14 protein-coding genes are annotated in these 14,624 nt (G+C 40.2%); 6 read left to right on the top strand and 8 right to left on the bottom strand.

Going from position 1 to position 14,624, the window contains the following annotated elements:
• Positions 1–51 precede the first annotated feature (51 nt).
• Positions 52–600 (top strand): pyruvoyl-dependent arginine decarboxylase, encoded by a 549-nt coding sequence (locus AB7U21_RS06030; RefSeq protein WP_333788100.1) that lies wholly within the window; start codon positions 52–54, stop codon positions 598–600.
• A 140-nt stretch (positions 601–740) separates the two neighbouring features.
• Positions 741–2,630, top strand: coding sequence for a PAS domain-containing sensor histidine kinase (locus AB7U21_RS06025; protein ID WP_428387703.1), 1,890 nt, complete (start codon positions 741–743; stop codon positions 2,628–2,630).
• A gap of 12 nt (positions 2,631–2,642) precedes the next feature.
• Here AB7U21_RS06025 and AB7U21_RS06020 read toward each other — a convergent pair whose 3' ends face one another.
• The 4 genes from AB7U21_RS06020 to AB7U21_RS06005 all read right to left on the bottom strand — a co-directional run bounded on the left by AB7U21_RS06020 (position 2,643) and on the right by AB7U21_RS06005 (position 6,036).
• Positions 2,643–2,846, bottom strand: a complete 204-nt coding sequence (locus AB7U21_RS06020; RefSeq protein WP_333788098.1) for a hypothetical protein — start codon at positions 2,844–2,846, stop codon at positions 2,643–2,645.
• Positions 2,847–2,979: 133 nt separating this feature from the next.
• Positions 2,980–3,675, bottom strand: coding sequence for an ABC transporter ATP-binding protein (locus tag AB7U21_RS06015; protein WP_333788097.1), 696 nt, complete (start codon positions 3,673–3,675; stop codon positions 2,980–2,982).
• 2 nt (positions 3,676–3,677) lie between these two features.
• The gene (locus AB7U21_RS06010) at positions 3,678–4,880 is read right to left on the bottom strand and encodes an ABC transporter permease (RefSeq protein ID WP_333788096.1); all 1,203 of its coding nucleotides are present in this window, start codon (positions 4,878–4,880) and stop codon (positions 3,678–3,680) included.
• Positions 4,867–6,036, bottom strand: a complete 1,170-nt coding sequence (locus AB7U21_RS06005) for a COG1361 S-layer family protein (protein WP_428387700.1) — start codon at positions 6,034–6,036, stop codon at positions 4,867–4,869. The genes AB7U21_RS06010 and AB7U21_RS06005 overlap by 14 nt, the downstream gene beginning before the upstream one ends.
• A gap of 98 nt (positions 6,037–6,134) precedes the next feature.
• Between AB7U21_RS06005 and AB7U21_RS06000 the strand changes: the two genes are divergently transcribed.
• The 3 genes from AB7U21_RS06000 (at position 6,135) to AB7U21_RS05990 (ending at position 8,554) form a co-directional block, all read left to right on the top strand.
• Positions 6,135–7,019, top strand: coding sequence for a TrmB family transcriptional regulator (locus AB7U21_RS06000; protein ID WP_333788094.1), 885 nt, complete (start codon positions 6,135–6,137; stop codon positions 7,017–7,019).
• Positions 7,020–7,218: 199 nt separating this feature from the next.
• Positions 7,219–8,013 (top strand): DUF1638 domain-containing protein, encoded by a 795-nt coding sequence (locus AB7U21_RS05995; RefSeq protein ID WP_333788311.1) that lies wholly within the window; start codon positions 7,219–7,221, stop codon positions 8,011–8,013.
• Between the two features lie 163 nt (positions 8,014–8,176).
• Entirely contained in the window at positions 8,177–8,554 is a 378-nt protein-coding gene (locus AB7U21_RS05990; protein WP_333788312.1) for a response regulator, read from the top strand.
• 785 nt (positions 8,555–9,339) lie between these two features.
• On the opposite strand, the gene AB7U21_RS05985 is transcribed toward AB7U21_RS05990, so the two are convergent.
• The 4 genes from AB7U21_RS05985 to AB7U21_RS05970 all read right to left on the bottom strand — a co-directional run bounded on the left by AB7U21_RS05985 (position 9,340) and on the right by AB7U21_RS05970 (position 13,604).
• The gene (locus AB7U21_RS05985; protein ID WP_428387696.1) at positions 9,340–10,125 is read right to left on the bottom strand and encodes a helix-turn-helix transcriptional regulator; all 786 of its coding nucleotides are present in this window, start codon (positions 10,123–10,125) and stop codon (positions 9,340–9,342) included.
• Between the two features lie 258 nt (positions 10,126–10,383).
• Complete coding sequence (locus AB7U21_RS05980) at positions 10,384–10,509, bottom strand: hypothetical protein (protein WP_333788314.1); 126 nt, start codon at positions 10,507–10,509, stop codon at positions 10,384–10,386.
• A 74-nt stretch (positions 10,510–10,583) separates the two neighbouring features.
• Positions 10,584–10,832, bottom strand: coding sequence for a hypothetical protein (locus tag AB7U21_RS05975; RefSeq protein WP_428387694.1), 249 nt, complete (start codon positions 10,830–10,832; stop codon positions 10,584–10,586).
• A gap of 249 nt (positions 10,833–11,081) precedes the next feature.
• The gene (locus AB7U21_RS05970; protein WP_428387692.1) at positions 11,082–13,604 is read right to left on the bottom strand and encodes a DUF3656 domain-containing U32 family peptidase; all 2,523 of its coding nucleotides are present in this window, start codon (positions 13,602–13,604) and stop codon (positions 11,082–11,084) included.
• 207 nt (positions 13,605–13,811) lie between these two features.
• On the opposite strand from AB7U21_RS05970, the gene AB7U21_RS05965 reads away from it, so the two are divergent.
• The gene (locus AB7U21_RS05965; protein ID WP_428387690.1) at positions 13,812–14,510 is read left to right on the top strand and encodes a dihydrofolate reductase family protein; all 699 of its coding nucleotides are present in this window, start codon (positions 13,812–13,814) and stop codon (positions 14,508–14,510) included.
• The last annotated feature ends 114 nt before the right edge of the window (positions 14,511–14,624 follow it).

Here is a 14,624-nt window from a genome sequence, read left to right as displayed (position 1 = left end):
TTTCTGCATCAATAGAAAACCTTAATATATCAAGTTGTGTTTGAAAAGAGTATGATACCAACAAAAGCTTTCATGGTTAAAGGCGCTGGTGTTCATAAAGACAAACTCGCATCTTTTGAATTGGCCTTAAGGAATGCAGGTATAGAGAAATATAACCTTGTATCTGTTTCAAGTATATTGCCTCCTAATTGTAAGATCGTAAAAAAGGAGGAAGGTCTGCCTGAATTAAAACCAGGAGCTATTGTTCATTGTGTCCTTGCAAGGAATCAGACGAATGAGCCTCATCGCCTGATGGCGGCTGCCATCGGTACTGCCATACCGGTAGCTGCAAAGGAACAATATGGATATATTTCAGAACATCATTCCTTCGGAGAAGATGAGATAACTGCAGGAGAATATGCAGAGGACCTTGCTGCAACCATGCTGGCAACAACACTCGGTATTGAGTTTAACGTCGAGTCCGCATGGCATGAGAGAGAACAGGTTTACAAAGCAAGCGGTCATATATTTGATTCACTTCATATTTGTCAGTGTGCAAAAGGCGATAAAGACGGTAAATGGACTACAGTAGTGGCTGCAATGGTGTTTGTCATACCATAAATGTAGCTATCTTTACTCTCTTTTTTTATTTTGATCATCCATTTGTTTTGTTTGCATAGAGTTTTATAGTGCTTTCTTAATTATAATATTTGATGCGTTCACATTTCTACGAGTTTGCCGCCAGAAACCGATGGACTCTAATGGTTGCTTTAATTCTCATCATATTCATAGCCCTTGCATCTTATTCCATAGAGGAGGACAGAAAGGATATCACTGCAAGCATGGAATACAAAACAAAGATAGAAACCCTGCATATCAGTATGAACCTCAGTTCAGAGCTTGGTGAAGTAACCCGTGAACTTTTGACAATATATGACATTAAGAAAAGTTCTCCACCACAGGACCAGGATGAGTTCTCTTATAAAACCGAACCATTGCTCCGCAGGAATGCATTCCTTTCTTCTGTATATTATATTGATACAGAGCAAGATCTGGTCCTGAAAGCACCAGAAGATAGCAATTCTTCGCCAGCTGCATATGAAGACAACAATTCGATATTGGAAATAGCAATGATCGTTGCTGATCATACGCAGAAGCCATACCTTTCAAGGCCGTATGAGATCACACCAGGTAATTATGGGTATTCTTTAATGGTGCCGTATGGGAATCATTCTTTTTTCCAGCTCATTTTTACATGTGAAGATGTCTTTGCACAGGATACTAGCTTCAGACTGGATAATGAGCTATTGATACAGGTAATGGATGACCAGAAAGTTGTTTACACTTCAGAGGCTTATGAATTGGAGCTGTCCCGATCAGATAGGTTCCTAACGACTTCCAGAATAAAGCTCTATAACAGAGAAATAGCGCTGGAAACCTTGCCATCTGATGCCATGTTGAGCACACATATGGAACTGTGGGAAACGTTCGGACATGGAAGCCTCTATCTTATTTTACTTATTCTTTTACTAATCATACTTTTCCAGATGTTCGATATAAGTGAACGTAAGGAACACGAACGAAAACTGGAACTGTCTGAAAAGAAGTTTAGATCGATATTCAATAATGTCAATGATGCTATATATATAAATGATCTCAAAGGAAATTTCCTGGAGGTCAATAATGTATTATGTGATACTCTGGGTTATTCTAAGGAAGAACTACTCAAAATGCAGCGATGGGAGATCATGCTTCATCAGTCCCCCAGAAAAACAGAAAAAAGAATTAATGCAGTTCTTAAGCGTACAGAAGTGTTTTCCGAGACTGTGCACGTTGCACGAGATGGTACTCTTATCCCTGTAGAACTGAGCAGCCGTCTAATTGATTATGAAGGCCAGCAAGCTGTAATAAGTATTGCAAGGGACCTGTCGGAAAGTAAAAGGGCTGAAATGCTGCGCAAATCCAATGAAGAACTAATGCAGTTAACTAGAATGAAGGACCTTTTCACCGACATACTCCGGCATGATCTGCTTGGCCCTGCATCTGTTATGAAGGGGTACACTGAGTTTCTGCTGGACACTACTGAAGACAGCGAAAAGAAACAAGTGCTTGAGAAGATGTATCAGAATAATCGTAAGATTATTGAAATGATAGATAATGCCGCAAAGCTTGCAAAGTTCGAGAGCATTGAAGAGCTTGATTTTAAGACAGTTAATCTGTTCCCGTTGTTGATGTCAGTAGTAGATAGCTATCAGCCACAGTTACAGGTGAAGGGCATTTTATTGAAAGTCCCTCTGGAAAAAGAATATAACTCTTTGATCAACCCTATAATTACAGAAGTGTTCTCCAACATACTCTCCAATGCTATCAAATATAGTCCTCTCGGCAGCGAGATCCTGATCGGCATAGAAGATGAGACAACGAACTGGAAAATACTTGTGACAGATTCAGGAGAAGGTGTGGAAGCAGATGACAGGGAACAGATATTTGATCGTTTCAGCAGGGCTCACAAAGGAGGGGTAAAGGGAAGCGGTTTGGGTTTAGCCATCGCAAAAAGAATAATTGACCTTCACGGTGGAAGCATCGGTGTCACCAGTAACCCGGCTGGCAAAGGGAGCGTTTTCTGGTTCTCCATAAAGAAAGGAGTATGATCTCCTAAAAGATCAGTTCTTTTTCTTCTTTTCCGACTGGATCGCAGATCCCTTTGAGCCGGCACACCAGTCATCTATCTCTACATCAGCTATGCTTTTGGGATCTGATGTATGGGATGGGAGTTCGCACCAGGCATCTATCTCTTCTTCCATCGTAAGAACTGTAATGTCTTTTTCCTTTTCAGCCGTATTTTTTATTTTTTTAGAGGTGGCCATTGTTTCACCCTTTCACTAATACTTAATGATAGGATGGGATATTGCTTATTTAAAGATGATGTATCTCAGGCTCTGTAAAAATGTCATGCTCGGTTATTTGTCAATGGCTATCCCATTATATTAGTATTTGACATTAGATATTCTCCAATTTTTCCATATCCAACAATCCGTCCTTGACCCAGATTATCCGGTCTGCCTTCTCACCTTCATCTTTCTCATGTGTGACCATTACTATAGTTTGCCCGATCTCCTTATTGAATTTCCTGAACAGGTTGATAACATCCTCTGAAGATGCAGAATCAAGATTAGCCGTTGGCTCGTCTGCAAAAAGGATCTTTGGTTTATTGACCAATGCTCTTGCAATGGATACTCTCTGCTGTTGTCCCCCGGAAAGCTCGGAAGGGTAATGATACATCCTGTCTTCTAATCCCACTGCAGCAAGTATTTCCTCTGCCATTTTCTCATACTCTTCTCTTTTCAGATTTCTTGCCATTGCCGTGATATAGACATTTTCAATAGCTGTAAGTTCTGGTATCAGGTTATATGACTGAAAAACATAACCTAATTCGTGGAGTCTGAATCTGGTCCTCTCTTTTTCAGAAATATTGATGACATCGCTTCCACCTATAGTTATACTTCCTTTTGTAGGCTTATCCAGAAGTCCAAGTTGATGCAACAAAGTACTCTTGCCGCTTCCGCTCTTTCCCATGATGGCAACGAACTCACCCTCGTTTATTTCAACACTTATATCTCTGAGGGCATATGTCTTAACAACACCTGTAATATAAAACCTTTCGAGATTCTTGGTCTTGATTATCGCCCTTTCCATCTTCATCCTCCGAATATTGCATCCAGTATATTTTCATCAGCTGCTTTTCTGGACGGGAAAAAACCAGCAACTATCGATGCCAGTATAAGTGTGGCACTGGTTGTCATAAGTCTCTCTGTGGTGAGGATCGGGATTACCGGACCGATAGGCATGCTAAGTGGGTGTATCGACAGAAGTAAGAGTAACAGTTTCATTATTATATTTCCTATTATGACCCCGGTGATTCCATAGGCCAATGACTGCAGGACATACGAACCCAGGATTATTTGCTTTTTAATGCCCACTGCCTTAAGTATACCTATCTGTTTTCTTTTGTTCGTGACATTGATAAATATAATTATATATATCGTTGCAAAAGCAGTTAGAAGTCCTATAGTGCCTGTTATCTGATTTGTGATCTGAAGACTTCCCACAAACTGATTTACAGCTCCCATCTTTGTCTGCCATTTATTTATTTGCTCACTAACCCCAAGATCAATGATCCTTTCTGTATAGGATTCTTCCAAGCCCCTTTGAGGAAGTGCTATAAGAATGTTAGATGCAATATCTTCCGTGGAATTAAATATCAACTGGTACTGGTCGAAGCTGATTATTATTTTGTCATCAACAAACCGTGATCCTGTTTTATATATACCCTTTATTCTGTACTCTTTTACGAAACCATTGCTAAAGCTCAATATGATCTTATCGCCCACATCCACATCAAATCTCTTTTGTGTGTCTCCTTCTGCAGCATAGGACTTAACCAGATTTGCCCCTATCAGTAATTCATCTGTATCTTTCTTTGAAAGATATTCCCCTGCAATAACACTACTCCAGTAATCTGATACAGCTTTCTCATTTTCAGGTTCTATAAAGAGAACCGGATTCCCGATTTCTATTGTTTCATATCGTGCTACTGCACTTGCATCAAGTCTTCGTGCAACCCCAACAACCCCGGGAATTCGGCGGATGTCTTTTACAAGGTCTCCTGAACCTGAAATATAAAGTTCATCTTCTTGAGGTTCTATCATAAGATGTCCGGTTTGCCCCCGGATCATCCCTTCTTCGAATTCATATCCCAGGCCATCAATGATCGAAGCAAAGAAAGTAATGGAGAGAAAACTCATCGCCATCACGGCAACAATAACCATGAAAGTGATCTTGCTTTTGATGAGGTTCTTGTAAGCTAAAAAAAACATTACTTTAAGATCATTGTTCTCCATTTTCACTCCGCCTTCTCTTATATACAAGATAAGCTACTGGTATGGCTATTACAATCAACAGGACAATGGACAGGATAACATTGGTCTTTGGCCTTTCTACTTCCATTGGTATTGACTGCTGGATCTTATGTGAGCCAAAATCATCGGTGTAATTTATGGTTATGTTAAGATCCTTCTTTCCTGCAGAACCTGGGTCTATATCAAAATAGAAAGGAGAATCATCTTCGCTTCTGAGCTGTCCAATGAAAGACTTATAGCTTGTATCTTCATTTTCCAGTTCTACAACTACCTGCTCTGCAGCACCATTGCCTGTATTCTCAATGATCCCAGTAATATGAACTTCGTCGAGGGGAGTGATCTGGGTTGGATTTACCTTTATGCTCTGGATTCCAATATCTGCCCGATTAAGTATATTGATCCCGATATTGTAGGTTGAAGTATAATTTGAACCCAGTTCATCAATATACTTAAGTGTTATAGGAAATTGATGTGCATCGGGGTTCAGATCATTCTTTGCAATAAAACCACTTTCTATCTGTGCTGTCTCTGCCGGCATTATCTTCTCGATCAGTTCAATGTTGGACCCAAGGATCAATATACTTTCAGATTCAGAAATGATCTTAACGTTCTTTGCCATGCCCGTACCAATATTATTCACAGAGAGCTTTAGCGGAAATGTATCTCCTGGAGCAATATTGTCAATAACATCGGCTTTTATTGCAAGGTCCGGTTTTCCAACTACTTGCACATAAACGTTGTTATCGGAGGAATTAAATATCACATCGTTGAGATAAATATCAAATTCTATCGGATAGATGCCAGATATTGCATCCGGATCAACTGTCATATAATAGACATTGTCTACAGATGAGCCTACACTTAATGTCCTTTTGTTCTCTAAATTCTTACTTTCGCTCTTCAGGTAGAAAGGATATTGCACATCCATTTTAACTGAAAAGTCTTCGATTTTTTCCATGCCTTCATTTGTGACCCGTACCTTAAGAGTGACATCACCCCCCGGCTCTGCTGGCTGTGGAGTGATTTCTGTGATCGTTATCCCAATTCCGTTGATTTTCGCAGAAGATGTGATTGACGTACCAATGATCAGCGATAGGATCAACATAAAGATGATAATATTTCGTATGTTTATTTTCATGAGGGACACCCTATTGTTTGATAATATTTTGTAAATGCCTTTTTGTGTAGGATATTTCACTACACAATAATTATAAACAACTAAGTAGTTGTTTGTATATGGGATTTTCACTCCATAATAAACCTCAAAGTAGTTCAACGCCGGAATGTGAACAGTTGTTAAGGAATATAGGATTCAATAAGTATGAGGCATCTGCCTATTTGACTCTCTTAGAAGAAGGATTTACAGATGCGAGTCTGCTTTCGAAAAGGTCAAAAATACCAACTGGCAAGATTTATTCAGTGCTTGATAATCTGGAAAACATCGGATTTATCGAAGTCCAGCATTCTAGACCAAAAAAATATCGTGCAATAGAAGCAAGCATAGCTTTTGAAAAATATTTCACATTAAAGGAAAATGAGATTCAAAGAGAGCTGAGTACACTGAGAAAAACAGTAGATGATCTTAAAAAAGCTTTATCGAATTATAGTACGCAGGGGGAGAAAGAAAAACATTTCTGGTCGGCTGCAATGGGAGACCAAGAGGTCATGAAAATGATCAAAAATGTTTACCATGAAGCTAAAAGTGAAATTTGTGTTGTTGTTCCAGGGAATATAAGATCAATGGAACCAAATCAATTCAAGGATATGTTTACTTCAATGTTCCATGACACTCTTCTTCCGTTAGTGAAAGAAGGAATTAGAATAAGAATGATCGATCCAAACCCAGCGCTTTCTGAAGCTCTGAGGGAATGGTATGATTCTACAGAAGATAAAGTATCAATACAAAATCTATCGGAACATCTGGAAGTAAAGGCTCTGGATACTCCAAACAGGTTTATACTGATCGACCTGGATCTGGTCATATTGGAAATCAATGATCCGCTTTCTGCAGACAAGATTTATGGCATGGTCAAAATATATGACCGAGAATTGGCAAATGAACTACATACAAAATTCGAAGAATTTTGGCAAAAGGGCAAGAATCAACTGTCTTATGGTTAAATAATGCCTTTTCCTCTATTAAACACTCAGTCCTTCGGATATGCCCACGACGTTCTCCGCAAGGGTATGATTTTTCTGAAGATCCAAATAGAGAGATCAGCCGGGTAATTAATGACAGGCGTGAAAGATCAAAGTCATATTCGATTCTCTTTATATAAGCTGAAGCTCATATAATCCTCTGGATTTAATAGGTGATCACATGTTCGTACTTAGTATCATTGCCTGCAGGATGTTCGAGGATGAACTTGTCTGTATGATAGAGAAACACGGTAATTTTGCTACACTGGTCCTGGTCGAGGATGAGAATAGTACGAGCATTGCCAGAAAATTAGAGCACTGTGGACGTGCATACAAGGTCTTACCTCTCGAAGAAGTACCACATTTCATAACAGGTGCTTCTCCGGATAGTACTATAGTTGTAATACACATGCTTGAACTTGCATTACATGCAATACCCGAAAATCTCAGAAGAACAGTTTACGGAAAAATAGAACAGATGAGCGTATACTCACAGACCGTCCTCTTATTCTATGGTTTGTGCGGTAATGTTCTGGGCAAGGTCGAAACCGAAATGAGCAAATGTGCCTGTCCGGTATATATCCTTAAGGAAGAGAATGGCGAAATAGTAGATGACTGTATAGGAGCAGTGCTTGGTGGAAGAGGCCCCTATCTTTCCAAATTGAAAAGTTGCAGAGGAGTCGGTACTTTTTTTATGACCCCTATGTGGGCTGCCAACTGGAAAGAAATGATCAGATCTGCAGGAATAACCAATGATCCGGATAACACCAAAATGGCGAAGTATGTTTTTGATTACGCAGGTTACAAAAAAGTAGCAAAGCTGAACACCGGTCTGGTCTATGAGCCAAAATTTGATGACATGGTGGAAGAGTTTGCCATGACGTTCGATTTTGAAATAATTGAAATGGATGCAAACTTAGACCTTATTGAAAAATGTTTTTGCAGCGCACTTGAAAGAAGGAAAAGCCTGAAGTGAATTAGAATTTTTTGACATCGGATCGTTGGTTCAAGTATATTTATATATTATAAAAATACTATTTAGATATATAAAATGGGATTTGAAATTAGTGTATTCCGCATGACCACGAAAATTCATTTCGACACAATGCGGCCTTAAAAAACAAAAAGATGTGAATGCGATGAAAAGAATACTGGTTGTAGAGGACAATCCGGTAAACATGGAACTGACCGTTGACCTGTTAGAGTCTTTTGGTTACTATGTTATCCAGGCTATAGATGGGTTTGAAGCCTTGGAAAAGGTCACAGAGCGAAGAGTTGATTTGATACTATTGGACATCCAGCTTCCAAAAATGGATGGTATGGAAGTACTTTCAAAACTTAAATCAGATCTTAAGACCAAAGATATACCGGTAGTAGCCCTCACGGCACATTCAATGCGGGGAGATGAAGAACGTTTTATCGAAGCCGGATGCAGCGGATATATTTCAAAGCCTATTGACATTCATTATTTTAGAAATACTATTAGATCCCATCTGGGAGAAACAGTACCTTTGTGAGCTCAAGTGGTACCCATGATATGGGTCAGAAACCTATGAACATCTCTTACCAAAAGAGGTAGCCTTTTTTCCTTCTGGCACTTTTGTTTTTCTTCTCTGGGCAAGTTGTGAAGATAATGTTGTTAATTCCATAAGAGGCTACCATCTTCTTAGTTGTGAACTTAACCTAACAAAACAACAAAGTAGGATGATCTATCAAATCTTGTAACCAATGTCCTGATGAAGAGGGAAAGGATGTCAGCATGGAAAGAAGGATAATTGTGCTGACATCTTGGGAAGTTTGTGGGATTTTGATCCCACTATGGATCTAGCCCCAGTAATTTTTGACTGGGTTAAAAGTAGTTATAGAGAGATATAATATTTAACAAGACCTGAATGCAAATCATTGTGTACAGCATAATATGCTAAAGACATGTGAATATGCAGATGGGTTAGGATCTTACCACATTTGCAACAAGAACGTTTAGATCCTGATGCTTCTATTGCATTCGGACTTATGCGAGCAGCAGAATTCTGTCAAAAAATAAGAATGAGATCTGATCGATAGAGAACATAAGGATGCCAGCGTAGATACATTGGGGATTGTGTTGGGTGGTTGATACTGGCATCCTGCGGAGGCTAAGAACTGGTTTGTTCTCTTTTGAGTAATCCCTATGATCGTTCGTAGGGAGTAGAACATAATAGACAATACTTGTATTTAAAATATTTGGATACGAAAAACTATATCCAACATAACATTTCAACATCATATGAATTGTAGGACAGGTTGTGACTTTGATACGTGGTCATATCTCCATGATCTGATGTGAACTCAAAAGATAAAAACCAAACAATTCCTTACCCCAGTTTATGGCAGCACCATTTCTGAAAATCAGGTCTTTTCGGTCATATCTGCCTTTCCTGTCAAAAAGGCACATCATAACAAATGTCTCCGCAATGAAAAGTGACGCAAGCTTCATATCATTGGGATATAGGTAAAGTTTTCCGCTACCACTATTGAGGAACATTTTAAGTTCTTGCATATGATCAATTTTATGCTTTTCCAGAGCATTTTCAGTCATTATGATGGAAACATCGATCCCATTCTTCACAAGGTCAACCAACAGGGAAGGATAGGAAGGATGCAGGAAAGCCGTTGCTCCAAATACAAATCCAGATCCAAATGCTTGTGCAATAATATCTTTGTTCAGATCGAACATATCGCTTAATTCAGGTTCTATTATCTCACAGCTTCCCAGTTCTCTGATCCTTTTAAGGAGGGGAAGAGGGATGGAACTGAGGTCATGCTCTGTCCAGTAATCATAATTCTCTTCAAGGACCGTTAAAGTGCCTATGAGTGGTAGCATGTCCCCAACTACGAGCTCACCTATTTCCGAAAGCCTGCAAACATCTTTCTCCTTTATTACCAGACTGCTTTCGGATAATATCTTGATCTGTGGCAATAATGCATGCCTAGTGACGTCCAGGACCTCTAGTATCTCTTCCATTCTCCTGGGTCCGTTCCTGAGAAACAAGAGAAGGTTTTTCCGTTTCTCTGACATGAATATGATCTCAAGCAATGAACGTTTCATTGATCTATCCTCCTTTGTGAACACATAGACCTTCTCGACTTAATGTGAAAACAAAAGATGCCAGTACGTACGAGCTTTATACTGTATCCATATACACTTATAATTTATGTTCTCTGAGCAGTATAAATGTTTGCCATACGTTTTCAGTCTGGCTTTAAAGCTTTCGGAAAAAAGATAGAAATTACGCCTTTCGGATTGAAGAATACTAAATGGTCTAAAAAAATGAATTAAATGCCGTTACATCGCCTATTCTTTATTTCATATCGTATTTGCTGTGGTCATGATACCGCAATGCGGACAATAATACAGGACATTCAGGCCAAGTGTTTGTTTTTTCAGTGTAGCCTTGCAATTGATGCACATTTTATTCAGAACTGTATTCATTTTTCTCCCCTCACTCATATATCATAATTGATTCAATTCTTGCAGTACCTGTTTTTGTCCAGTATCCACAAACTTTACAGACTTGTATGTCCTTTTGAGCCGGCTGGAACTTGGCATGGCATTCCGGACATCTTTTCAAAGCTCCCATTTTTGGTACCTCCCATAAAGATCATAGTGGTCATTTTAAACATCTTAACAGAAAGACAGAAGGACGGAACCATTCCGTCCTTCTTTTTACCCTTCCAGCACAGAGGTCTTGCTTTTTCCACCCGGATCACTAGATCTTCCTTAAATATCCCTTCTGCTGTGAAAATGGATATCACTGACAGATACCATTTTCAGACATTTCCACTCCCTTCGTAGGAAATTCCCCGTTTCCAACCCGCGTATTTGTCCTGATTGAGATTTAATCACAATCAGTATCCATTTAGATAATACTCATTCTATATAACATAAATTCAATTTAATTTAATATAACATTAAAAATTACAACGCCATTATAATTTCAAAAGGGATCGTACAACGAACTTCTCAAAAACAGCGCCCATTTCACTGAAAAGTTGAAAAAATGGTCATACCCCCTTAAAGAAATGTCCTGAAGAAACGATCTCTCCTTTGTACATTATAGGCTTAACTCTTTTTTTATCCAATGCCAATCTGTAGTTCCTGGTAATATCCCTTATGGCCTTACCTCTGTACAGAGACAGGTCCAGCCTCAAAACATGCACTCCAGTGGAAACAAGTTTATCCACATGTTCTGCCATGTTCAATACCTTTGAGTCATAGATCAGGGTCCTGTGTCCTGTCCTTATGACCGGGAACTTATTACCCTGTTGATCTTCCAGATATGCTTCACTATTCTCACTAAGAAGATCCCTGGCTGCCACTGGTCCGAGAAGATCGTTTTTTGTAATGAGCATGAGTTCCCGGCCATGTATCACTACCTCTGACTGACCTGAATGCTTGCTGGCTTGCAGTGCCCTGCAAATATTTCCTATCTCTTCAAGGTTAAGTTCACTGGAAAGAGTAACACGACAGGCTCCCGAACTAAAGAACAGAAGAGCAGTATACGAATTGAATACATTGAACTCCTTCTGGGCTACAAAAGGTATATTGTATCCCATAGCAAGTTGTGCGAATCCGAGATCAGAGCAGGCGACCTTATATCCAGCTTTCTGCACAGCTGTAAAAAGGGGCCCCAAGGCTTCCAGTTCATGGTCATGGGCGATATGAGGTGCTATCAACACCAATTCAATGCCTTTTGTTTTGATCTCCTGCAGAGCTTCATGATTCGTATCCTGGGACAACTCGTCAAAACAGTGTACAGGCAAGTATATTATGTCAGCACCATTTCTCGCAGCCAGGAACAAAGATGCAGTATCAGATACTTCCACGCTTAGCAGAGGCTTAACGTGTTGTTGTTCGTTGGATGGTGAAAAGGGAATCTGTTCTTTGGGTATGACAGAAGAGGCGGGGAAAAGGGAAATACCATCGTATGGCTGATTGGATGACGTTGGTCTTTTGTAACTTTGCAGCACAGTAAGCCTGAGCTTTTCCAGAGCATTACGCCTGGCTGCAGTAAGCACGCCCACAGGTATGAATATTCCTTCATCGGAATCCACTATTAGAGAAGCAGCATGATACGGAGTATCCCCCAGTTTATCTATGGCCTTTGTTATTTGTTCCGGTACCGTGGGTGCACTCCTGGCTTCCTGCACCCGGTATTCATCTATATGTTCAATACTGCACCTGTTCTCAGTAACCTTTATTGAAAGTGGCTGGTCCTTTAAAGCTCTTACATAAATATCCACCGGAATTTTTAGCATGTCCAGCTTTTGCAGATCATCCAATAGTTCAGTATCTGTGGAAAGGTAGACCTCGTCACCGGTGTGCACAGCTTTTGCAGTTTTTGAACTTATGTGCAATATTACATTTGTGCCTTTTTCTGCCCTCTGTACCTTGTTCCGGTTAAGGAGTTCAATAGCATTGACCTTCGAACCAAGCATTTTAATATTGGTATTGATGCTCACACCGTCATTCACATGCACATCGTCTTCCAGAAGCAGCTTTATACCGGCACTGTGTTCGCCATATATCACCTCTTTTACTTTTCCAAGAAGAACACCGTAATTAGAACTATATCTTGCATGTGTTACATCATCGGCGCCAAGTACAAAACCATCAGTGAAACCCCGGTAGAACAACTTGGCAAGTTCTTTCTTCATGGCAGTGACTTCAGTTCCTTCAAGGTTCTTTCCGCTGGAACATACCTTTTCCACAGCGGTCTTATAAGCTCTGGAACTGGCTGTGACATACTCCGGCTTTTTCATCCTACCTTCGATCTTTAGGCTCTGCACACCGGTATCTAAGATCTCCCTGATACCGCTAAGAGTACAGAGTTCAGCACAACTGATCGGGTATGCTCCATTCATCAGACTACTAACATCCCTGCCATCGACGAATAATCTGTAACGCCTGCGGCAGGGCTGAGCGCATGCGCCCCTGTTCGCACTGCGATCAAAGAGAAAACTACTGAACAGGCATCTGCCTGAATAGGAATAGCACAAAGCACCATGTACGAATATCTCAGCGCTGATGTTGGTATTATCTATTATATGCTTCAGCTCTTCTGTTGTAAGCTCCCTGGACAGGATGACACGGGAAACACCCAACTGTTCCAGAAAGTGCACTCCGGCCGTGTTATGCACAGTTACCTGTGTACTTATGTGCAAAGGAAGATCAGGATATCCAGTGTGCAGTATATTCGCAAGCCCCAGATCTTCGATGATGACCGCATCTATGCCCATGACATAGGCGCTATCCACGATCTCAAGTGCCAATAGAAGCTCATGTTCCTTGATAGGGATATTCAGTGCCAGGAAGACCTTAACATTGTAAGAATGCGCAAGATCTATACTTTCTTCCAGATCCTCCAGGGTAAAATTCGTAGCACCCTGGCGTGCATTGAATTCACCCACACCCAGATATACGGCATCAGCCCCTCCTTTGATAGCTGCCTTCAATGCTTCCATATCACCTGCAGGAGCCAGTATCTCTGGTAGCCTGCACGTCTTTTCACTTTCTGGTGCATTCATCTTTTTCCCGGGTCCGTAGTTAAAAGTACGTTGCTTTCTTCAAGTGAAGGAACTTTCACTATAAAAAGGTTGACAGATGAACAGATAAGCATATTTAACAGACATCAATATCTAGATCTGAATAGAATAGAATAGAATAGAATAGAATAGAATAGAATAGAATAAAATAGAATTTTTTGTGTATTGCCAACCTGTGAGGGATAATAATTGGAAGGAATAAAAGTAAAGATGCACAACGCTATCAGCCTTGACGGTTCTGTTTTGCATTTCGAACCGGACATAGGACAGTTCTATCGGCTCAGTGCCGGTTTCAATGCAGATATGGTACTTGTAGGCTCCAGCACTGCCAAAACTGGCATAGAGATGTTCTACCCTGAAATCCCAAAAGAAGAATCTGCAGACTTTACAAAACCTCTTGATAAATCCCAGCACTGCTTACCCTGGATAATACCGGATTCAAAAGGTATTCTAAAAGGTGTGCTGCATGTATTGAGAAGATACGAACACTGCAGGGATATAATATTACTTCTTACTGAGAAAACGCCAGTGTCATACATCAAATATCTTGAAGAAAGGGAATACGATCATCATGTTGTGGGACATGACCATGTAGATCTGCGTAAAGCCCTTGAGCTGATGTCTCAAAGATATGGCGCAAAAACCATAACCACAGATGCAGGTGTGACCCTTAATTGCCAGCTGCTTGAGCAGGGACTTGTGGATGAGATCAGCTTGCTGGTGTCTCCTGTCATAGTCGGGAATATATCTGTCAATCTTTTCAGCAAACTGCATTCTCCAAAAGGAGGGTTGAAACTTGAATTGATAGAACAGGACGTTCTGGAAAATGATTGCCTCTGGCTGTTATACAGGGTAAGATATGAAAGATCATGTATAAAGGGAACATAAACAAGGAGGCTCAGCAATGAATAAGATAGCTTATCTTTATGTTTTTGACACAATGGCTGACTGGGAGATCGGTTATGTGACCGCTGAATTACATTGTGGAAGATATTTTAAGAA

This window comes from Methanomethylovorans sp., from assembly GCF_050177135.1.
Taxonomy (GTDB): Archaea; Halobacteriota; Methanosarcinia; order Methanosarcinales; family Methanosarcinaceae; genus Methanomethylovorans.
Note: the sequence above shows the minus strand (reverse complement) of the source record. Positions and strands in the feature narration are given on the sequence as shown.